The organism is Guptibacillus spartinae (assembly GCF_028610625.1).
Lineage (GTDB): Bacteria > Bacillota > Bacilli > Bacillales > Guptibacillaceae > Guptibacillus > Guptibacillus spartinae.
In genome coordinates this window covers 124,094-145,573 of record NZ_JAQQWU010000008.1, presented here as the reverse complement: position 1 = coordinate 145,573, position 21,480 = coordinate 124,094, and the positions used below count along the sequence as shown (strand labels likewise).

Annotated in this window: 17 protein-coding genes and 1 riboswitch; all 17 genes read left to right on the top strand. The window is 40.3% G+C overall.

Annotation, left to right across the window (positions count from 1 at the left end; translation table 11 throughout):
- Nucleotides 1-31 precede the first annotated feature (31 nt).
- The 17 genes from PQ511_RS14970 (at nt 32) to odhB (ending at nt 21,381) form a co-directional block, all read left to right on the top strand.
- The gene (locus PQ511_RS14970; protein WP_273852699.1) at nt 32-442 is read left to right on the top strand and encodes a thiol-disulfide oxidoreductase DCC family protein; all 411 of its coding nucleotides are present in this window, start codon (nt 32-34) and stop codon (nt 440-442) included.
- A gap of 160 nt (nt 443-602) precedes the next feature.
- A complete protein-coding gene (locus tag PQ511_RS14965) occupies nt 603-1,514 on the top strand; it encodes an ABC transporter ATP-binding protein (RefSeq protein WP_273852698.1) in 912 nt (303 codons plus the stop codon).
- Nucleotides 1,511-2,251 carry an ABC transporter permease gene (locus PQ511_RS14960; protein WP_273852697.1) on the top strand — a complete coding sequence of 247 codons (741 nt, stop codon included), beginning with the start codon at nt 1,511-1,513 and terminating at the stop codon, nt 2,249-2,251. Before PQ511_RS14965 ends, PQ511_RS14960 begins: the two co-directional genes overlap by 4 nt.
- 164 nt (nt 2,252-2,415) lie before the next feature.
- A riboswitch (purine riboswitch) is annotated at nt 2,416-2,518 on the top strand.
- A gap of 246 nt (nt 2,519-2,764) precedes the next feature.
- The gene (locus PQ511_RS14955; RefSeq protein ID WP_273852696.1) at nt 2,765-3,646 is read left to right on the top strand and encodes a 5'-methylthioadenosine/S-adenosylhomocysteine nucleosidase; all 882 of its coding nucleotides are present in this window, start codon (nt 2,765-2,767) and stop codon (nt 3,644-3,646) included.
- 231 nt (nt 3,647-3,877) lie between these two features.
- Nucleotides 3,878-4,768 (top strand): nitrilase-related carbon-nitrogen hydrolase, encoded by an 891-nt coding sequence (locus PQ511_RS14950; protein WP_273852695.1) that lies wholly within the window; start codon nt 3,878-3,880, stop codon nt 4,766-4,768.
- Nucleotides 4,769-4,851: 83 nt separating this feature from the next.
- Nucleotides 4,852-6,213 carry an NAD(P)-dependent oxidoreductase gene (locus PQ511_RS14945; RefSeq protein WP_273852694.1) on the top strand — a complete coding sequence of 454 codons (1,362 nt, stop codon included), beginning with the start codon at nt 4,852-4,854 and terminating at the stop codon, nt 6,211-6,213.
- Nucleotides 6,214-6,233: 20 nt separating this feature from the next.
- Nucleotides 6,234-7,514 (top strand): NAD-dependent dihydropyrimidine dehydrogenase subunit PreA, encoded by a 1,281-nt coding sequence (gene preA, locus PQ511_RS14940; RefSeq protein ID WP_273852693.1) that lies wholly within the window; start codon nt 6,234-6,236, stop codon nt 7,512-7,514.
- Between the two features lie 15 nt (nt 7,515-7,529).
- Nucleotides 7,530-8,948: a dihydropyrimidinase gene (gene hydA, locus PQ511_RS14935; protein WP_273852692.1), complete on the top strand. Its 1,419-nt coding sequence runs from the start codon at nt 7,530-7,532 to the stop codon at nt 8,946-8,948.
- Between the two features lie 24 nt (nt 8,949-8,972).
- Complete coding sequence (locus tag PQ511_RS14930) at nt 8,973-10,454, top strand: NCS1 family transporter (protein ID WP_273852691.1); 1,482 nt, start codon at nt 8,973-8,975, stop codon at nt 10,452-10,454.
- Nucleotides 10,455-10,458: 4 nt separating this feature from the next.
- Nucleotides 10,459-10,689 (top strand): hypothetical protein, encoded by a 231-nt coding sequence (locus tag PQ511_RS14925; RefSeq protein WP_273852690.1) that lies wholly within the window; start codon nt 10,459-10,461, stop codon nt 10,687-10,689.
- A 14-nt stretch (nt 10,690-10,703) separates the two neighbouring features.
- Entirely contained in the window at nt 10,704-10,946 is a 243-nt protein-coding gene (locus tag PQ511_RS14920; RefSeq protein WP_226657950.1) for a hypothetical protein, read from the top strand.
- A 257-nt stretch (nt 10,947-11,203) separates the two neighbouring features.
- The gene (locus PQ511_RS14915) at nt 11,204-12,802 is read left to right on the top strand and encodes a PucR family transcriptional regulator (protein ID WP_273852689.1); all 1,599 of its coding nucleotides are present in this window, start codon (nt 11,204-11,206) and stop codon (nt 12,800-12,802) included.
- A 111-nt stretch (nt 12,803-12,913) separates the two neighbouring features.
- Nucleotides 12,914-14,380, top strand: a complete 1,467-nt coding sequence (locus tag PQ511_RS14910; RefSeq protein WP_273852688.1) for a CoA-acylating methylmalonate-semialdehyde dehydrogenase — start codon at nt 12,914-12,916, stop codon at nt 14,378-14,380.
- A 15-nt stretch (nt 14,381-14,395) separates the two neighbouring features.
- Complete coding sequence (locus tag PQ511_RS14905) at nt 14,396-15,733, top strand: aspartate aminotransferase family protein (protein WP_273852687.1); 1,338 nt, start codon at nt 14,396-14,398, stop codon at nt 15,731-15,733.
- Between the two features lie 130 nt (nt 15,734-15,863).
- Complete coding sequence (locus PQ511_RS14900; RefSeq protein WP_273852686.1) at nt 15,864-16,847, top strand: quinone oxidoreductase family protein; 984 nt, start codon at nt 15,864-15,866, stop codon at nt 16,845-16,847.
- A 390-nt stretch (nt 16,848-17,237) separates the two neighbouring features.
- Complete coding sequence (locus PQ511_RS14895; RefSeq protein ID WP_420541714.1) at nt 17,238-20,096, top strand: 2-oxoglutarate dehydrogenase E1 component; 2,859 nt, start codon at nt 17,238-17,240, stop codon at nt 20,094-20,096.
- Nucleotides 20,089-21,381 (top strand): 2-oxoglutarate dehydrogenase complex dihydrolipoyllysine-residue succinyltransferase, encoded by a 1,293-nt coding sequence (gene odhB, locus PQ511_RS14890; RefSeq protein ID WP_273852685.1) that lies wholly within the window; start codon nt 20,089-20,091, stop codon nt 21,379-21,381. The genes PQ511_RS14895 and odhB overlap by 8 nt, the downstream gene beginning before the upstream one ends.
- The last annotated feature ends 99 nt before the right edge of the window (nt 21,382-21,480 follow it).

Sequence of the window (21,480 nt, the reverse complement as noted above, 5' to 3'; positions counted from 1 at the left end):
ATGGTGAACATATAGAATGAGGTGTTTATACATGAAAAGTCGAGAAGACGTGCATACAAATATTATTTTATTTGATGGGATTTGCAATTTATGCAATGGATTAGTGAAGTTTATGTTTAAATACGATAAGAAAGCCGTATTTTCTTTTGCTTCTCTTCAATCAGAAATGGCAAAGGATCTCCTTAAAGAAGCAGGAATAACAGAAGTGCCAGATAGTGTGATTGTGATTAGAGAAGGGAAAGCTCTTGTAAAATCTGAAGCAGCCTTATATATTATTCAAAAACTTGGTGGTTTTTTTAGACTTCTCCTTATTCTTCGTTTCCTACCACTTTCATTACGAAACAAAATTTATGACGAGATTGCAAAACGACGCTATAAATGGTTTGGAAAAAAAGAAAGCTGTATGATTCCGACAAAGGAACAAAGAAAGCGATTTTTGTAGATAGAAAAAAGGTGGAATTGCTTACCTTTCCATTTTGTTGTTATATAATGGAAAAATAAATAGGGAGAAAAAGGAGATAAAAATTCTTCTAGCAAGAAAGGCATTGATCACTCATATATCTTACATATCGCAATCAGGTATCACTTGAGAGGGGGATTTTATGGAGCATGTCATTATCGTAAAGGGTGTATCTAAAAAGTATGGTTCTGTGTTCGCAGTGAAGGATTTATCTTTCGCTGTAAAAAAGGGTGAAATCTTCGGGATAATTGGTCCTAATGGTGCAGGCAAAACAACGACGCTTGAAATGCTTGAAGGTGTATTAAAACCTAACAGCGGTACGATTGATGTATTAGGCTATGTTCCCACGAAACAGTTGCGAGCATTGAATAAGCGCATTGGCGTGCAATTTCAATCTACTTCAATTCAAAAGAAAATGAAAGTAAAGGAAGCGCTTCAATTATTTGCTTCATTTTATGATGGACCAAGTCAAAAAGATCATTTGATTGAATTACTCGGTTTGCAAGAGAAGTTAAATGTACATTTTGAAGATCTATCAGGAGGTTGGAAGCAACGAGTCACCCTAGCACTCGCTACGATTCATCAGCCTGAAATCTTATTTCTTGATGAGCCAAGTATGGGGCTGGATCCTCATGCACGTAGGGAAATGTGGTCGTTGATTGAACGACTGAGAAAACAAGGCTGTACAATTGTGATCACTACCCATTACATGGAAGAAGCCGAAAAATTATGCGACCGTGTTGCTATGATTTACCATGGGGAATTAAAAGCGCTTAATACGCCACAGCAGCTATTAAGAGGGAACGTTTCAAAAAATATCACTTTCGAAAGTCATCAGTTAAAATGTGAGGATATAGAACCAATACCTGGTGTGATAAGAGTCGAAGAAAATCATGGGCTATTTCACGTTTTTTGTAAAAATCAGCAAGAAACAGCTTATCATATTTTTCGCATCTGTCATGAACGAGAAATTTCTCTTTCGAACTTCAATTTCGAGAAAGGTACTTTAGACGACTTATTTGTACATTATCTCGAAGAGGAGGTCGTTCAATGAACGCTGTCGTGCAATTAGCGATTCTAGAAACGAAAATGTTCTTTCGAGATCGTTTAAGCGTGTTTTGGACCTTTCTTTTTCCAGTTGTCATGATCTGGCTTTTTGGTTCCATGTTCGTTGGAAGTGAAATGAACGGCCTTACTTTTGCTGAGCAATTTGTCCCTTCTTGGATTGGAGTGAACATTGTGACGACTTCATTTTTTACGTTAGGAACGGTTCTTGCTGGATACCGTGAAACAGGCGTTTTGCGGAGGTATCAATCAACCCCTCTTCAGCCTTGGAAAATTCTCGCAGCGCATACTGTGCAGGGGACTGTAATTTTCTTTTTTTCGGCAGTGTTACTGATGGTCTTTGGAATGTGGATGTATAGCCTCTCCTTACCCGAATACATCGGAAGCACACTGTTGGCATTAGTTATTAGTATTCTAGCTTTCTTTCCTTTTGCTCTATTCCTAACATCGCTTGCTAAAAATACCCAGGCAGCTGCAGCTATCAGTTCCCTCTTCTTAAACGTTATGCTCTTTTTATCCGGAGCCACTTTTCCAATTGCCTTTATGCCAGAAGCACTTCAGTTGGTTGCGAAACTACTTCCACTCTATTATGTGATTAACTTGCTTCGTGGAACATGGAATGAAGCTCCTATTTCCTCTTACGGATTTGAAGTAGGAATTTTACTAGGAATTTCAATAGTCTCGATCCTACTAGCCTCTCGATTTTTTAGATGGAACGGTAAGTAGTGATGGAGAGTGGCAAAGGTAGAGGTATTTAATAAAGACTTTCGAAGAGTAAACCAAACTTTTTAGGAGAATTTATTAAAACACGAACAATCATGTGATTTTTTAAATTATTATTCAGTTTTTGGTTGAACATCGTTTATGTGTTTGTTATGGTAGATAAGTACTAACTTAATTGAATTCTTACTCGTATATTCTCAGAAATATGGTCTGAGTGTTTCTACCCGGTTCCCTTTAAAGTACTGGACTACGAGTTGAAGTATGCTGATATCTGTCTTTATTCTGTTTTTATTTTAATCTTGAAATAATGGGATGGGCTCTTTGTATACTTGAACTTTCGTAGGTTTGGAGGGTAGAATATTTTCTACAGAATCCAGGCCTTTTTTATTTCGTTTAATACGAGAATTGTAATCTAGAAGGGAGAATAACAGCAAAAGATAAGAGAGAATAGTCTATCACGATTACGTGTTTATTTTAAAAAAGGATCCGAACTTACATACTAGGGAGAGAGCAGACATGAGGAAATCACTGTTTAAGAAATACGTAGCAACATCTATGATCACTATACTTTTGTTAGGTGTTTTGTCGGCATGTAACACCGAATCAGAATCTTCTGCAGAGCAAGAGACAACGGAGCGGCCCATTCTTGTTCAGGGACCAATGCCAATTGAAGCAGAAAAATTTGCGGAAAGATTAGAAAATGTGACGGAAGAAACTTCAGGCTCATTTGTTTTTTATAAAGGAACGGTAGATGATTATCCAGTGATCGTTGCAAAGACAGGAAAAGGTATGGAAAATACGGCTGCTGCAACAGCCGTAGCAATCGAGAAGTACAATCCACTTGCGATTATCAACCAGGGGACTTCGGGTGGCCATGACCCAGAATTAGATGTATTTGATATCGTTTTAGGTAAAAGAACGACGAACACCGGATCTCTAAAAACGGTTAACTTGAATAAAGATGAAGGTATAAAGCCAACCGAATGGAAGCCAATGGATTTAATGGCTTCTGAAGGTAGCGCAGGAGAGGATCCTGATGCAGAAAATATACGCTACTTTGAAGGAGACCCAGACTTACTTTCTGCAGCAAACGCTGTAAAAGATGACTATCAAAAAGGAAAAGTTGTGGAAGGAACGATCGGTTCTGCCGACGTGTGGAATAATGAAATTGATCGTATTAATTGGTTTCATGAGAAGTATGGTACTTCCGTTGAAGAAATGGAAGGCGCTGCAGGAGCACAAATTGCTCAAGCCTACGACGTACCTTTCCTTGGGATTCGTATTCTTTCAAATAATAAAGTAAACGGAGGAGAATACAACCCAAATACCGCTGAAGCGAATCAGGAGTATGTTTACAAAGTTGTCCAACAGTATATAAAGAATCAAGAGAATAACTAGAATCTGACAGAGTTTTTAACAAGAAACAGCTTAAGTCATAAGTGCATGTTAGACGCACTTTGCTTAAGCTGTTTTTTATTTTCTCATCTATCCAACATTTCTACTTGCGACAGTATGCTAGTTTTTAGTGCATTTCATTTTACACTTTGTATAGTGTATCAAGGAAATGAATCTTCTACACTCTTATTAGAAAGAAAATTCAGTTAATTACTTGAATAGGAGGGTATACATATGTCAGATTCAGTTAAAATTGGGTTGATTCAGGCAAAAAATGAAGTGAATGGCAACGAACCGGTTGAGCTGCATAAGCAAAAAGCGATTGAAAAACATATTCAGCTTGTAAGAGAAGCAAGTGAAAAGGGAGCTCAAATTGTCTGTTTACAAGAGATTTTCTATGGACCGTATTTTTGTGCAGAGCAGAATACGAAGTGGTACGATGCTGCAGAAGAAATTCCGGAGGGACCGACGACGGTAAGGTTTCAAGCACTTGCTCGTGAGCATGGAATCGTAATCGTATTACCTATTTATGAACGTGAAGGGATATCAACCTATTACAACACAGCAGCTGTCCTTGATGCTGACGGTTCCTATCTTGGAAAATACCGAAAACAACATATTCCGCACGTAGCGGTTGGGGACAACGGACACGGCTTCTGGGAAAAGTATTATTTTAAGCCAGGAAACCTTGGATATCCTGTGTTTGATACGGCTTTCGGAAAAATTGGCGTATACATTTGTTATGATCGTCACTTTCCTGAAGGAGCGCGCTTACTTGGGTTAAACGGAGCAGAGATCGTATTTAACCCTTCCGCTACAGTAGCTGGACTTTCTGAATATTTATGGAAGCTTGAGCAGCCGGCTCATGCGGTTGCGAATGGTTACTATTTAGGAGCGATTAATCGTGTCGGGACGGAAGCGCCATGGAATATGGGGGAATTTTATGGCCAGTCTTATTTGGTAGATCCACGGGGCAACTTTGTTGCGATGGGCTCGCGTGATAAAGATGAAGTCATTATCGGTGAAGTAAATAAAAAGATGATTCGTGAAGTTCGAGATACATGGCAATTCTATCGGGATCGCCGTCCAGAAACTTACGGAGAAATGACGTCGTTATTGCCTTAGGGAGCAGGTGTGACTTGGCCACCTGCTTTTTCATTTAAAGTTCTTGCAGTACAGAGTTCATTTTAATTATAGGGGGGACCCATATGAGTACAAGCGAACCAATGATTCAAAGAGAGCTTCAGAAACGATTTACTGAAGTCACACCTCCGCTCACGAATCAGGAAGCCTTTCAGGAATCGCAAAGGTGTCTTTATTGTTACGATGCTCCGTGCATCCAAGCGTGTCCAACTGGCATCGATATTCCTACTTTTATCAAGAAAATAGCGTCAGGGAATATGAAAGGTTCCGCTAAAACAATTATGACAGCCAATCCAGTAGGTGCAAGCTGTGCAAGAGTTTGTCCAACAGAAGAACTATGTGAAGGTGCTTGCGTACTTAATCATTCGACGAAACCCATTTTAATCGGAAACCTTCAAAGGTATGCTACTGATTGGGCAATAAAAAATGATCAAGTCCTATTTAAAGAAGGTCAATCGAATGGTAAGAGCGTCGCAATCGTTGGGGGAGGTCCAGCGGGATTATCTGCCGCTCGCGAGCTTGCTCTGCTTGGGTATAGCGTGACGGTTTATGAAGCTGAAAAGCAAGCTGGGGGTCTCGATACGTATGGGATTGTTTCATTCCGCTTACCAAAGGCCATTTCTTTATGGGAAGTTGAACAAATTGAAAAACTAGGCGTTACGATTAAAACAGGTGTAAAGATTGGGAAAGATATTCCATTTCATGAACTTCTTTCAACGAATGATCGCGTCATTTTAGCAATTGGAATGGCAAACGTCCCTGATCTTCAAATTCCAGGAGAGCAAGCGGAAGGCGTATATGATGCGATTGAACTTGTGAAGACGACAAAAGACGCTCCATTTCCAACTCACTTAAAAGATAAGAAAGTGGTTGTAATTGGTGCAGGTAATACAGCAATCGATGGAGCGACTTGCTCCATTCGACTGGGGGCAGAAAACGTAAAGATTCTTTACCGTCGATCCGAACAAGAAATGACCGCCTATGATTTTGAATACGAGTTTGCTAAACAAGATGGGGTTGAGTTTCGCTGGTTAACACAGCCGGTCGAAATCGTCACAAATGAAGCCGGGCAAGTAAAAGGAATGAAATGTGTCAAAATGAAGCTTTCAGAAGCGGCTGAAGATGGAAGAAGGAGAACAGAACCTATCCCGAATTCTGAATTTTTAATCGAATGCGATGCAATCGTAAAGGCGATTGGCCAAAAGCGTCATCTTTCTTTTATTGAAGATCTTGGTCTTGCGCACAACGACGGGGTTATTTTAATTAACCCAGCTACGATGGAAACATCCAATCCAAAAATCTATGCATGTGGCGATGTGATCTTTGGAAAAGGTCAGGGGGAAGCCATGGTTGTTTCCGCGGCCCAACAGGGGAAAACGGCTGCTTATCATATGCATGAAAGCTTAAAAGAAACGTACTCAGCGTAACGGGAGAAAGGGGAATAGCGATGGCAGATCTTAGAACGAATCTTGCGGGTATTACTTCACCGAACCCATTTTGGCTCGCATCTGCACCACCTACGAACTCAGGCTATCAAGTGCAGCGTGCGTTTGAAGCAGGATGGGGTGGGGCTGTTTGGAAAACGTTGGGAGATCCAATTCTTAATGTTTCTTCAAGATATGCAGCCGTTCACTTTAATGGGCAGCGCGTAGCTGGGTTTAATAATATTGAGCTCATTACAGACCGACCGCTGGAAGTGAATTTGAAGGAAATTTATGAAACGAAGAAAAAATTTCCAAATCATGCGGTTGTCGCTTCGTTGATGGTTGAACCTAATCAAGAAGCATGGCATGAAATCGTTAAAAAGACGGAGGCAGCAGGTGTAGATGGTCTTGAACTTAACTTTGGTTGTCCTCATGGAATGGCTGAACGAGGAATGGGGTCTGCATCTGGACAAGTGCCTGAACTTGTAGAAAAACAAACGTATTGGGCAAAAGAAGCGGCTGATACACCAGTCATTGTAAAGTTAACACCTAATATTACGGATATTACTGCTACTGCTGAGGCTGCTGTTAGAGGTGGAGCCGATGCAGTCAGCATGATTAATACGATTAATAGTCTTGCAGGAGTAGATATCGATACTTGGCTTCCAGTTCCCCATGTAGGAGGAAAAGGAGCCCACGGTGGCTATTGTGGACCTGCCGTAAAGCCCATTGCATTAAACATGGTTAGTGAATGTGCAAGAAATAACCGTATTAATGTCCCGATATCTGGTATGGGTGGCGTATCCAATTGGCAAAATGCGATTGAATTTATGTTGATGGGCGCAAGCAATGTCCAGATTTGTACTGCGGCGATGCACCATGGTTTTCGCATTGTCGAAGATCTTATTGACGGTTTGTCTACTTACCTTGATGAAAGAGGCATCCTTTCTGTTCAAGACATTATAGGAAAATCTGTCCCTACTTTTTCAGATTGGGGGAACCTCGACCTTAACTACAAAGTTGTCGCGCGCATTAATAATGAGGTTTGTATCAATTGTAATAAATGCCACATTGCGTGTGAAGATACTTCTCACCAATGTATCGATATGTTAAATGATCCAAACGGTCATGCCATTCTTCAAGTAAGGGAAGAAGATTGTGTTGGATGTAACTTATGTTCAATCGTCTGCCCAGTTGATGGAGCGATTGATATGGTAGAGCTCAAAAGTGACTTGCCACCAATGACATGGAACGAACGTCAATCTCTCATCGGTTCGCTTAAAGATCGTAAAGTAACCAAATAAGTAGGAGGATTTTATATGAAAAAAATTATACGAAATGGAACGATTGTAACGGCAAGTGAAACGTACCAGGCGGACTTATTGATCTCAGATGGTGTTATCTCTTCTATTGGTAAAAGCATTGAAGTGGAGGGTGCGGAAGTTGTTGATGCAACCGATCGCTATGTTTTTCCCGGGGGGATTGACCCTCATACTCATCTTGAAATGCCATTTGGCGGTACCGTCACAAAAGATGATTTTGAAACAGGAACGATCGCGGCGGCGTTTGGTGGAACAACCTCAATTATCGATTTTTGTCTTACCGAAAAAGGAAAACCACTTTCTGAAGCGATTAAAACGTGGCATGACAAATCAAAAGATAAATCCGTAATTGACTATAGCTTTCATTTAATGATTAGTGAAATTAATGATAAGGTTTTGGATCAATTACCTGATGTGATCAACCAAGAAGGAATCACATCCTTTAAAGTATTTATGGCATATAAAAACGTTTTTCAAGCAGATGATGAAACCCTTTATCGTACGCTATTAGCTGCGAAAGAACATGGAGCGCTTGTGATGGTTCATGCCGAAAATGGAGATGTCATCGAATATTTAACGAAGGAAGCGTTAGCAAAAGGACAGACTGAGCCAATTTACCACGCTCTTACAAGACCACCTGAAGTAGAAGGAGAGGCGACTGGGCGTGCTGCCCAATTAACAGGTCTTGCTTCATCTCAATTATATGTTGTTCATGTTAGCTGTAAAGAAGCGGCAGATAAAATTGCAGAAGCAAGAAAGAAAGGGTATGACATCCATGGGGAAACGTGCCCACAGTACCTTGTGCTCGATCAATCCTATTTAGAAAAACCGAATTTTGAAGGAGCAAAGTATGTATGGAGTCCACCACTCCGCGAAAAGTGGAATCAAGAGGCACTCTGGAATGCCCTAAGGACGGGACAGCTAGAAACCATTGGTTCGGATCAGTGCTCATTTGATTTTAGTGGACAAAAAGACCTTGGACGAGATGATTTCACGAAAATTCCAAATGGCGGTCCTATGATTGAAGATCGGTTTAGCATTCTATTTTCAGAGGGAGTTCGTAAAGGTAGAATCTCATTAAATCAGTTTGTCGATATTACTTCTACAAAATCAGCTAAGCTATTTGGGTTATTTCCAAAGAAAGGCACCATTTCGATTGGAGCAGATGCGGATTTAGTTATCTTTAATCCAGAAACAAAACGAAAAATTTCTGCCGATACCCACCATATGGCAGTGGACTACAATGCGTTTGAAGGAATGGAAGTGACTGGTGAACCTGAAACTGTTCTTGTACGAGGAGATTTTGTTATTAAAAACAAACAGTTTGTAGGAACGCCAGGTTCAGGACAATATTTGAAACGAGCAAAGTATGGCAAGACCACAAATTTGGCAGACAAACCGATGATGATCCAGTAAGAGACTGAAAAAGGAGATAGCTGAATGAAAAAAGAGGAAAGCTATTTAAAATCGCCGGATCTATTGCCAATTGCTCATAAAGATAAAAAAATCGGAACCGGTGGGTTTGCGATGATGTGGGTAGGGATGGCTGTCGTACTTGCAGCGTTTGCGATCGGTGGAGCTGGAGTTCAATCCTTATCACTATCATGGGTAGTCGTTGCAACGATTATTGGAACCATTGGTATTGGATTGTTTATTACCGTTATTGGGGATATTGGGATTGAACACGGGTTATCCTTTCCCGTCTATATGAGAGCACCGTTTGGAACCATTGGCACTCATATTCCTTCTGTTGTTAGAGGACTTGCAGCGTCATTTTGGTTTGGAATCAACACTTACTTTGGTGCAACGGCAATGAATGCGATTTTAAACGTTTTGTTTGGTTTTGATAACTGGTTCGTTTGTTTCCTTATTTTTGCTACAGTCCAACTGGTGAATACAGCACTTGGTATTAAAGCAGTAGAACGATTCGCAGATCTTGCTGCACCAGTTATTATCATTATTTCAGTTTGGATGTATGCATCTCTTTCAGATCAGGCAGTTGCACAGGGACGAGAAGTGTGGGCCTGGATTGAAAGTCCTGTTACAGGAGGAGCTGCTGTTACCGCTTTTCTTATTGTTATTTTTAGTAACATGGGATTCTGGGCAACGATTTCAGCTGATATTCCTTCGATATCACGATTCATTAAAGCACCTAGGTTTGAACGCAGTTGGATGAAGCGAAATAAAGGAACGCTGGTAGGGAGTATGATCGCTTTACCAATTACACAAACTTTTATGGTGGTAATCGGTGGCGTATCGTACATTGCAGTATCAAACTACGATCCAGTCGTAGCGCTACAAGAGGCGGCTACCGGTTTGATTTTGGGGGTGCTTCTATTAATGATTGTTCTTGCACAGTGGTCCACAAATGTGTCCGCAAATTTAGTGCCAGCTGCAACCATTTTCTCAAATGTAGGAGGACCAAAAGTTCCTTTTTGGGCGGGAGTATTTATTGCAGGAATTGTTGGATCAGTCGTACAGCCGTGGAGCTTATTTAATATCTTAATTCCCATTCTATTGATCGTAGGTGGTATCCTATCCGCCATTGTTGGTATTCTCTTTGCTGATTATTATCTTCTGAGAAAAAGAAGAGTGAATGTGCCAGACTTATATGAGCAAAATGGTCAATATCGCTATATGAATGGTGTGAATTTGGCAGGTTTTATCGCCTGGATTATCGGTGGATTAGCCGCCTATTTCCTTTCGAACTACTCATTTTTAGTCGGTTTTCTCGTAGGTGCAGGTACTTATTATATTTTAGCTAAGTACTGGTGGTTCCAAAAATACAGGCAGGCGGAAATGGATGATCCAAGTGATGAAAAATACCTCGGCATTACGGTTGGACGTGATTGGGTCATCGAAAGCGGTAATGAATTACAGGCAGTTCAAGAAGTAGGGAGTGCACTTGACGAAAGGAGATAAAATCATGAGAGAGCATCAGCAATATTTGATTGAACGAGAAAAAATCGACTACTTTATTGGTCGCGGCTATCGCATTAATGGCATTACGGAGAATTTAAGTGGGGCGTTTATCGAGTTTAATTTAAAAGATGTTAAAACAGATGAAATTTCGAACGAAACGCTTCATATTCAGACAGCAAATGGGAGAAAATATTTCTCAGCTCTTCTATTAAAGCAGATCCAATCCGTTACTTAAGGAGGAGGGAAGAGATGGAGTATAACTTGTATTCAAAAGATAGCGCTTATCCGTGTGAAGTAACAATTGACGAAGAAAATGGCCGTTATATGATAAGGAAAGCGGATACGAGTGGTGAAATATTTAATTCTGCTGCAGAACTAACGACCTGGATTCGATCCAATTGGAAAGAAAGTGATTTTCGGAGTAAGAAACAGTACTATTATTTAATGGAGCTATTAGACGAATATGAATGGGAAGTAGAAACCGGGCAATAAGTGCCCGGTGTTTTTTATTTCATTAATTAAATTTCATATACCGTACTATAGTCATAAATATAATCTATTATTATGACTTATTCTGTCATAATATAGACTATTAGTAGAAATGATTTAAGTGATGTAGTAAAGTTAGTTTCAAATAATGTAAGCGCTATCATTAATGATAGCTGAAAGATAATCTTCCGTATTCACCCACATCTAAGTAACTTCATGGTTAGATAAATCATATAATCTTCAGAAGAGGACGTGATTGAATGCTGCGAATGACCAGTTTAACAGTCCATGAAGTATTAGAACGAGAGCATTTTCATCATGCTACTGTCATAGCTGGAAAAGCGGGATTAGGTAGGCGTATCAAATGGGTACATGTAATGGAAGTGACGAGTGTGAAACAGCTATTACATGGTGAAGAATTAATTCTATCGACTGGTTTTGTATGGAAAGACAACGTCAACGTATTTCATTCGATCGTCAAACAATTGATACAGAGTCAGGCTGCTGGACTTTGTATTGAGATTGGTACATATATGGATCATATTCCGTCAGAAATTATTGCCCTCGCTGATCAGCACGATTTTCCCATTATTGTTTTTAAAAAGGAAGTTCGCTTTGTAGACATCACACAAGACCTTCATTCCCTTTTAATCGCTCATCATTATCAAATGATTTCAGACCTCGAGCAATTTTCACAAGAGCTTAATCATCTCCTCCTTGTACCTGGTTGTTTAACGAAAATCTTATCCTTATTATCCAGTAAAACAGGTATGCAAGTCATTTATAATCCTAAGGAATCAGAAGCGATATTCGTACCTGGAGTAACATCAGAAAAACGGGAGACTTTTTTACATTTTCTAAAAATGCAACCAAATGGAAAAGGACTTGTTCTTCAACCTGTTCGTGCGATGGATTATCATTTTGCAAACCTTATTCTAGTTCCAGCGCAACATGCGTCAGTCTCAGATTATGACATGTTACTACTTGATCGAAGTGCGACGGCAATCGCTCAATATCTTTTACGGGAACTATACATAGAAGAAAAGAAGCGTGCCCTTGAAACAGAGTGGTTATATGAATGGCTTGAGGGGAAGCACACGGAAGAACAAATTTTATCCTATCTAGTTGAAGTAGATGAAACATTGATTCCGCGCGGTCTTCATGTATGCACATGTAAATTCAAAAAACATCAAGACACATACACCTCTTCTCAACTAACGTATTTCATGCTACTCATGCGGTCCGTTTTTGAGAAAGAAGGTTTTTTTGTATTATCTTTAACAACTCGGAATAAGCTGATCATTATCATTTTAAACCGTCGCGCCGAGGAAAATGTGGAAGAACGTTTGCGGGAAAGTTTTAATCGCTTTCTTCAAAGTGACATTTTACAAAAAGAAACAGTTCCAGAAGTTGAAAAAATCGGTGTAGGGAAACATGTACGCTTGTTAAAAGACATGCATAAAAGCTATGATTCTTCGCTTGAAACAAACACGATGAATGACAAGGTACCATTAGAAACTTCCTTGGTTACCTATTACACTGATTTTCATATTTATCGTATGATCTTACATCTGGCAAAAGGCAAAGAGCTCAAAGAATTCATGTATGATTATTTAAATCCAGTCATTGAATATGATGAAAAGAATAATAGTAATCTCTTAAACACCTTGAATGTTTATATAAGCTGTAATGGTTCGAAAAAGGAGACAGCTGAACAACTCTATGTAGTAAGACAAACACTCTATCATCGCTTAGAAAAACTTGAGGAGTTGTTGGGTTATGATTTTATGGGTTCTCCGAAACGATTAGCGATCGAATTTGCCCTGCATGCATACAATTATTTGAAACACCAGAACTAAAAATGTGCAACGTGTACAATCGAAAACATATCCATGTTACGTTTTGTCTAATGAAGGAAAGCCATTGCATCCCTACAATGAGGATAGGAACGAATTAAAGGAGGGCATGTAATGACCGTTGTAAAAAAAGACACCACTGTATTAAAAAACTTTGTAAACGGAGAATGGGTAAACGCCACAAGTAAAGAAACGCTGGAAGTTCCAAACCCTGCTACAAATGAAAATCTCGCTAACGTGCCATTATCATCAAAAGAAGATGTGGATCTAGCAGTTAGTGCTGCATTTGCTGCTTTTCAAACTTGGAGCAAAGTCCCAGTTCCAAAAAGAGCGCGAATCTTGTTTAAATATCACTCTCTTCTAGTCAAACATCATGATGAGCTAGCTGAACTTGTTGTAAAAGAAAATGGGAAAAGTTTTAAAGAAGCTCATGGGGAAGTCCTTCGAGGTATCGAGTGCGTGGAGTTTGCAACAGGAGCTCCTTCTTTGATGATGGGAGACAACCTTTCAACAATTGCCGAAAATATCGATTCAGAAATGTTCCGTTATCCTGTTGGAGTTGTAGGAGGCATTACACCTTTTAATTTTCCAATGATGGTTCCTCATTGGATGTTTCCTCTCGCAATTGCCTGTGGAAATACATTTGTCTTGAAACCTTCTGAACGGACTCCGATTCTTGCTAATCGTATGGCTGAATTATTAACTGAAGCAGGTCTACCAAAAGGAGTATTTAATATTGTTCACGGAGCACACGATGTGGTAAATGGTCTACTCGAGCATCCAGATGTGAAAGCAATCTCATTTGTCGGATCACAGCCAGTCGCTAAATACGTTTATGAAGAGGCAGCTTCTCGTGGTAAGAGAGTGCAGGCTCTTTCTGGGGCTAAAAATCATCATATTGTCATGCCAGATGCTGATATCGAGGTAGCGGTACAGCAGGTCATTAGCTCAACATTTGGTAGTGCAGGACAACGCTGTATGGCTTGTAGTGCGGTAGTAGTCGTAGGAGAAAGTGAGTCGTTCATATCTGCACTCAAAGAAAAAGCTGATAGCTTGAAAATGGGAAATGGCTTAGATGATGAGGTGCTCTTAACACCCGTTATTCGAAAATCACATCGAGAAAAAGTGCTAGGTTATATCGATAAAGGTTTAGAAGAGGGGGCAGCCTTGATTCGTGACGGCCGAAATGAGATGGGCGCTCATAAAGAAGGGAATTTTCTTGGACCAACGATATTTGATGGAGTAACACCTGAAATGACCATTGCAAAGGAAGAAATCTTTGCTCCCGTTTTAAGCTTACTACACGCGGATTCGATCGATTCTGCCTTAGAAATTCTAAAGAAGTCACGATATGGCAACGGGGCGACGATTTATACGAAAGACGCCGGGGCGATTAGACAATTCCGTGAAGAAGCCGATGCAGGGATGCTAGGTGTGAACGTTGGCGTACCAGCTCCTATGGCATTTTTCCCTTTTTCAGGATGGAAAGATTCTTTTTATGGTGATCTGCATGCAAATGGAAAAGATGGTGTGAACTTTTATACAAGAAGAAAAATGATCACAACTCGCTTTGACTACTAGAAGGGAGTGAAGAGTATGCAAACTGCTCACGAGAATCTCGCAGGAAAAGATGAGAAATACGTCTGGCATGCGATGCGACCATATGATCCAAAATCGACAATGGTGATAGAGAAAGCAAAAGGTGCATGGGTATCCGATTATGAAGGTAATCAATATCTCGATGCCATGGCAGGACTGTGGTGTGTAAATATCGGATATGGGCGAGAAGAACTTGCTCAGGCAGCCTTCGATCAACTGAAAGAACTGTCCTATTATCCCTTAACACAGACACATGGACCGGCAATTAAATTAGCAGAGAAGTTAAATGAAATGCTTGGTGGTGGATATGTGATCTTTTTCTCCAATAGTGGGTCAGAAGCAAATGAAACCGCTTTTAAGATCGCCAGGCAATATCATGAGCAAAAAGGAGAAGGAAGCAGATATAAAATAGTATCGCGCTATCGGGCATATCACGGAAACACGATGGGGTCACTAGCCGCGACTGGCCAGGCACAGAGGAAATATAAGTATGAACCGCTTGGCCAGGGTTTTTTACATGTCCAGCCACCAGATACGTATCGTGATATAGACGTCGGTAAAGGAGTGCTATCGTCGGTCAAAGCGGTTGACGACTTGATGACTTGGGAACTAAGTCAAACGGTAGCAGCCATGATAATGGAGCCCATAATCACTGGTGGAGGAATCATCATGCCTCAACAAGATTACATGAAATCCGTAAAGGATGTGTGTGATAAGCACGGTGCTTTACTAATCTGTGATGAAGTCATTTGTGGCTTTGGTAGAACAGGAAAAGCATTTGGATTCATGAACTATGATGTTAAGCCTGATATCATTACAATGGCGAAGGGGTTAACGAGTGGGTATCTTCCATTATCAGCTACTGCAGTGAAAGAAGAAATCTATGAAGCCTTTAAAGGTAAAGAGTCATATGATCACTTTCGACATATTAATACATTTGGAGGGAACCCAGCCTCGTGTGCTCTTGCATTAAAAAATTTAGAAATCATGGAGCAAGAAAAGCTGTTTGATCGCTCGAAAGAATTAGGAGAAAAGCTGAAGCTTCAATTAACAGACCGATTATCGTCTCATTCCAATGTGGGGGATATCCGCGGAAAAGGGTTGCTGATTGGACTCGAACTTGTGGAAGATAAAAGAACCAAGAAACCGCTTGCGATAAGTGAGCTGAATAAGGTAATCAGCTACTGTAAATCGCAAGGAGTCATCATTGGGAAGAATGGTGATACAGTAGCAGGTTATAACAATGTACTTACAATGGCACCTCCTTTAACGATTGAAGAAAAAGATATCGATTTACTTGTACAAACGGTTGTAGAAGGCTTGGCTCAATTATAAAGTGCGCTCCACGCGCACTTTTTTTATGGATAAGAAAGAGAAAATCCCCAAAAAGATTGAATAGTCTTACTAATTTGTTTATAGTAAAGGTGTTACATACCGACTGGTTAGTTTATAGAGGAGGATGAAAATGAAAGCGATCCAATTAACAGAGTTTGGTGGTCCGGAAGTATTAAAACTAATTGATTTGGATGTACCTGAGCCCAAAGGACATGAAGTGCTTATTGAAATTCAGGCAATTGGAGTTAATTATGCAGATACTGCAAGAAGAGAAGGTCAATATGTTGTGGATACACCACTACCATATGTACCAGGTTCTGAAGTTGCTGGTGTTGTCAAAGCAGTTGGAGAAAAAGTAACTTCTGTAAAACCAGGTTCGTCTGTTGTCACATTATTAGGAACGAAAAATGCGACAGGCTATGCAGAGTATACGTTAGCTGATGAAAGAGGATTAATTGCCATTCCAGAAGGTGTAGATCCACAGTATGCTGTAGCTCTCCCATTACAAGGATTGAGTGCTTACCACACACTTAAAACAATGGGCAGATTTGAAAATGGAGAAACCGTACTGATCCATGCTGCTGCAGGCGGAGTAGGAACGATTGCTGTACAACTCGCTAGATTATGGGGGGCTAAAACGATTATTGGCACAGCGAGCAGTCAAGAGAAAAGAAAGCTCGCTTCTGAAATGGGTGCAGATCTTACGGTAGATTATACGAAAGATGGCTGGGAACAAGAAGTTTTAGATGCTACAGAAGGTAAAGGGGTAGACGTTATTCTTGAAATGGCAGGAGGAGACATTTTTAAGAAATCATTGAAGTGTCTCGCTCCATTCGGCAGACTTGTGATTTATGGGGTAGCGAGTGGGGAGCAAAGCCGGTTTTATCCATCGTCTCTAATGGAGAAAAACCAATCGGTCATTGGCTTTTTTCTTCCACAAATGATGCGCAAGCCCTCGCTCTATCAGAAGAGTCTAGAAGAACTTCTAAACTACATGCAGAGTGGAGAACTGAAATTGACAATTGGTGGCGTTTTTGAATTAGAGAAAGCAGCAGACGTGCATCGTATGCTGCAAGGACGTCAAACAAAAGGCAAGTTAATTCTAACCCCTTAATGATGAGTATCTAAAGTTTACATCCAACGAAGACAACCAAATTTGGTTGTCTTTTTAATTCGGAAAAATTAGATTTCATATTCTCTGTTAGAAAATCCATATTCCCTATTCACTATGCTAACACTTTGTGGTAATTTAGTATTGCACTGTGTTAATATTCGAAAAATTTTTCAGGGAAAGTTGATGTTATTGAAATTTTTTTCGGAAATTTGCTTGAAAGTTTTGTGGGCAATCTAATACTATGCTAAAATATCAATGAAAGCGTTTTTTTAAAAGAATGTTTCAAAAAGTGAAAAGAGTGTAAAGAACTAGTAAGAAACTAATCTTAATTTAGATGCGAATCATAACTTGCATGAATTAAGATTAAACCCAGCAGGGAGGTAGCATGCTTTGAATACCAAACAGTCCAGAATGGAACATCCATGGCAAGAATTTTATGGACCAAACCTTGGCTATGCCATTGAATTATACGAGAAATACCAAGAGGATCCTGAGTCAGTTGATCCGGAAATGCGCCAGAAATTTGATCAGTGGGGACCTCCGCCTTCTTCACAGGAAGTCATTGAGTCTACAGGTCAGCCCGCTAATCTCAAAAAGGTTATTTCTGCTGTTAAGTTAGCCGACAATATTCGTACATATGGACATTTAGCAGCAGCAATTAATCCGCTAACAAATGAGAAATCGGATCAAGATTTTATGACACCTCAAACTTACGGGCTTTCTGATGAAGACTTGAAAGCGATTCCTGCTCAAGTTATTTGGGAGAAAGCACCTAAAGAAGTTAGCAATGGATTACAAGCGATTCAAAAACTTCAAGATCTATATACAAAATCCATGTCTTATGAGTTTAGTCATGTTCATGCTGAAGATGAGCGTAAATGGTTAGATGAAATGGTGGAGAATGATTCGGTAAGCCGCACGCTTACGAATGATGATCGTAAAGCTTTACTTAGGAGATTAACAGAAGTAGAAGGGTTTGAAAAATTCCTTCACAAAACATTTGTAGGTCAAAAGCGCTTCTCAATCGAAGGCGTTGACGCGATGGTACCAATGCTTGATGACGTTATTAAATGCGGGGCAAGCGATGGTGCTAAGAACGTGATGATTGGCATGGCTCACCGTGGTCGATTAAATGTTCTTACACACGTTTTAAATAAACCTTATGAAAAGATTTTTTCTGAGTTCCACCATGCGCCTAACAAAGAACTTGTACCATCTGAAGGATCGATGGGTATTAACTATGGTTGGACAGGTGATGTAAAGTATCACATGGGTGCAGACAGACAAATCGAGGATTCGGAAACAGCGAGTGCAACGATTACACTTGCCAATAACCCAAGTCACCTTGAGTTTGTTGATCCCGTTGTGGAGGGCTATGCACGCGCTGCTCAAGAAACTCGTGGTGAAAAAGGTGAACCGAAACAAGATTTCACAAAATCATTTGCCATATTAATACATGGAGATGCCGCATTCCCTGGCGAAGGTGTAGTAGCGGAAACACTAAACTTAAGTCAGTTGAAAGGATACCATACAGGCGGTACCATTCATATCATCGCAAATAACCAGCTAGGTTTTACAACTGAAAGTACGGATTCAAGATCAACAAAGTATGCAAGCGATCTCGCAAAAGGCTACGAAATTCCGATCGTACATGTCAATGCGGATGATCCGGAAGCTTGTCTTGCTGCTATGCATCTTGCCTATGAGTATCGCATGAAATTTAATAAAGACTTTCTCATTGATTTAATTGGTTATCGTCGTTTTGGACATAACGAAATGGATGATCCAGCTGTGACTCAGCCTCATTTATATGAAAAAATCAAAAATCATCCGACCGTTCGAGCAAGCTACGCAAAGTATTTAACGGACCAAAACGTTATTGAAGATGGTCATGGAGAAAAATTGGATGATGAAGTACTTTCTGAGCTTCAAAGCGAATACGACAAAATCGCCAAAGGTGGAGAAGGTGATGGAGAAGTACAGGAGCTTCAACCGCCAAAAGAAATCGTAAAAGGTCTTCCTTCGATTGACACGGCTGTTTCATTAGAAACCCTGAAAGATATTAACAATCAACTTTTAACACGTCCTGATGGGTTCAATGTCTATCCTAAGCTTGAACGTATTCTGAAACGTCGACTTGATATGTTAGAAGAAGGCGGTAAAGTAGATTGGGCTCTAGGTGAAACACTGGCGTTTGCTTCCATTCTTGGCGACGGCACACCAATTCGGATTACAGGGCAGGACTCTCAGCGCGGAACTTTTGCTCAGCGTCATCTCGTTCTTCATGACAAAGAAACAGGAGAGACTTTCTGTCCGCTACATGAATTACCAGAGGCAAAATCATCATTTGCTATCCATAACAGTCCGCTTTCTGAAGCATCAGTCGTTGGATTTGAATACGGTTATAACGTTTTTGCTCCAGAAACACTCGTTATTTGGGAAGCGCAATATGGCGATTTCGCGAATGCGGCACAAGTCATCTTTGATCAGTTTGTTTCAGCAGGTAGAGCGAAATGGGGACAAAAATCAGGAATGGTGCTCCTCCTACCTCATGGCTATGAAGGTCAGGGCCCTGAACATTCAAGTGGTCGAGTTGAACGATTCCTTACACTAGCAGCTGAAAATAACTGGACAGTAGCTAATTTAACGAGTGCAGCCCAGTACTTCCATATTCTTCGAAGACAAGCTGCCATTTTAGAAAAGCAAGAAGTGCGTCCGCTCGTCATCATGACGCCGAAGAGCCTTCTCCGTAATCAACGCACATCATCTCCTGGTTTCGAATTTAGTCAGGGCCAATTTTTAAGTGTCGTTGAGCAAGCGGGTCTTGGTGAAAAGAAAGATAAAGTCGAACGTATTGTATTATGTACTGGTAAAGTAGCAGTAGATCTTGCAACTGAAATTGAGTCTTCTGATGAGAAATATGATTGGCTTCACGTTCTTAGAGTAGAGCAACTTTATCCATTTCCAGATGAAGAAGTGAAGAACATCTTTGATCGTTATTCAAACGTTAAAGAAATTATCTGGTTGCAGGAAGAGCCAAAGAATATGGGTTCTTGGAATTACATTTCTCCACGTCTTAGAGAGACGGCTCCAGAAGGCGTTACTGTAAGCTATGTGGGACGTCCAGATCGTTCTAGTCCTGCAGGTGGCGAACCTAATGTTCATAAAAAAGATCAAGAAAGAATTATTCAAGAAGTTCTAGAACCATCCAAAACTGTTTCCCATCAAGGAGGTAATCGTCGTGATTGAAGTTAAAGTACCAGAACTAGCAGAATCCATTACAGAAGGTACCATTTCTCAATGGTTAATCAAAGTAGGCGACAAAGTTGAAAAAGGTGACAACCTTGTTGAGCTTGAAACAGATAAAGTAAACATTGAAGTGAGCGCAGAAAATGACGGTGTCATTGAAGAGCTATTGAAAGAGCCGGGCGATAATGTAGAAGTTGGAGAAATTATTGCTTATCTTGGCAATGGAGAAGGTAGTTCTTCTAAGTCTTCAAAAGAGGACACATCTGAAAAAACTGAAGCGAAAAAAGAAGAAAAACAATCAGCTGAAGAAGCAAAATCAGATCAGGAGTCTAAGGTTCACGCAACGGAATCATCAGAAGAAAAGTCTGAGAATGGACGCACTGTAGCTTCACCTTCTGCAAGAAAACTTGCTCGTGAACTAGGCGTTGATTTGAATAAGGTTGAAACGCGTGATCCATTAGGTCGTGTTCGCCCTGATGATGTGAAAGCACATGCAGACAAAGCAAGCCAAAAAGAAGCGCCTAAAGAAAAGAAACAAGACGCACCAAAGCAACAAAAGCAGTCTCCTGAACCGAATGACAGCAAACCAGTTGAACGTGTTAAAATGTCTCGCCGTCGTCAAACGATCGCTAAGCGTCTTGTTGAAGTTCAACATACAGCAGCGATGTTAACAACATTTAATGAAGTAGACATGACGGCAATCATGGAATTGCGTAAGCGTCGTAAAGATAAATTCCTTGAAGATAACGATGTGAAACTTGGCTTTATGTCTTTCTTCACAAAAGCGGTTGTAGGCGCACTTAAGAAATATCCTCGTCTAAATGCTGAAATCCAGGATACAGATATCGTCTTGAAGAAGTTCTATGACATCGGTATCGCTGTTGGAGCGGAAGAGGGTCTTGTCGTTCCAGTTGTACGTGATGCGGACAAGTTATCATTTGCAGGTATTGAACAAGAAATTGGTAATCTTGCAAAGAAAGCACGCGACAATAAGCTGAAGCTTGATGAACTACAAGGTGGGTCATTTACCATTACAAACGGAGGGATTTTTGGATCAATGCTATCAACGCCGATTCTAAATGCACCTCAAGTTGGTATTCTAGGTATGCACAAAATTCAGTGGCGTCCTGTTGCAATTGATCAAGAACGAATGGAAAATCGTCCTATGATGTACATTGCGCTATCTTATGATCATCGTATTGTTGATGGTGGAGAAGCGGTTAGCTTTTTAGCAAAAATTAAAGAACTTCTAGAAGATCCTGAACAGCTTCTTCTTGAAGGATAGAAAGATGGAACCTGGATCCTTTGGATTCAGGTTCTTTTCAATTGAGTATGATATCTTTGATTAAGATGAAAAAAGGCGAACCTTATTTTTAAAAGAAAG

Excerpts from the sequence above, each read along its gene's own strand:
- PQ511_RS14960 (WP_273852697.1), top strand. The coding sequence starts at position 1,511 with ATGAACGCTGTCGTGCAATTAGCGATTCTAGAAACGAAAATGTTCTTT.
- PQ511_RS14965 (WP_273852698.1), top strand. The coding sequence starts at position 603 with ATGGAGCATGTCATTATCGTAAAGGGTGTATCTAAAAAGTATGGTTCT.
- PQ511_RS14900 (WP_273852686.1), top strand. The coding sequence starts at position 15,864 with ATGAAAGCGATCCAATTAACAGAGTTTGGTGGTCCGGAAGTATTAAAA.
- PQ511_RS14945 (WP_273852694.1), top strand. The coding sequence starts at position 4,852 with ATGAGTACAAGCGAACCAATGATTCAAAGAGAGCTTCAGAAACGATTT.
- PQ511_RS14910 (WP_273852688.1), top strand. The coding sequence starts at position 12,914 with ATGACCGTTGTAAAAAAAGACACCACTGTATTAAAAAACTTTGTAAAC.
- PQ511_RS14915 (WP_273852689.1), top strand. The coding sequence starts at position 11,204 with ATGCTGCGAATGACCAGTTTAACAGTCCATGAAGTATTAGAACGAGAG.
- PQ511_RS14950 (WP_273852695.1), top strand. The coding sequence starts at position 3,878 with ATGTCAGATTCAGTTAAAATTGGGTTGATTCAGGCAAAAAATGAAGTG.
- PQ511_RS14930 (WP_273852691.1), top strand. The coding sequence starts at position 8,973 with ATGAAAAAAGAGGAAAGCTATTTAAAATCGCCGGATCTATTGCCAATT.
- hydA (WP_273852692.1), top strand. The coding sequence starts at position 7,530 with ATGAAAAAAATTATACGAAATGGAACGATTGTAACGGCAAGTGAAACG.
- PQ511_RS14970 (WP_273852699.1), top strand. The coding sequence starts at position 32 with ATGAAAAGTCGAGAAGACGTGCATACAAATATTATTTTATTTGATGGG.
- PQ511_RS14905 (WP_273852687.1), top strand. The coding sequence starts at position 14,396 with ATGCAAACTGCTCACGAGAATCTCGCAGGAAAAGATGAGAAATACGTC.
- PQ511_RS14955 (WP_273852696.1), top strand. The coding sequence starts at position 2,765 with ATGAGGAAATCACTGTTTAAGAAATACGTAGCAACATCTATGATCACT.
- preA (WP_273852693.1), top strand. The coding sequence starts at position 6,234 with ATGGCAGATCTTAGAACGAATCTTGCGGGTATTACTTCACCGAACCCA.
- PQ511_RS14925 (WP_273852690.1), top strand. The coding sequence starts at position 10,459 with ATGAGAGAGCATCAGCAATATTTGATTGAACGAGAAAAAATCGACTAC.
- PQ511_RS14920 (WP_226657950.1), top strand. The coding sequence starts at position 10,704 with ATGGAGTATAACTTGTATTCAAAAGATAGCGCTTATCCGTGTGAAGTA.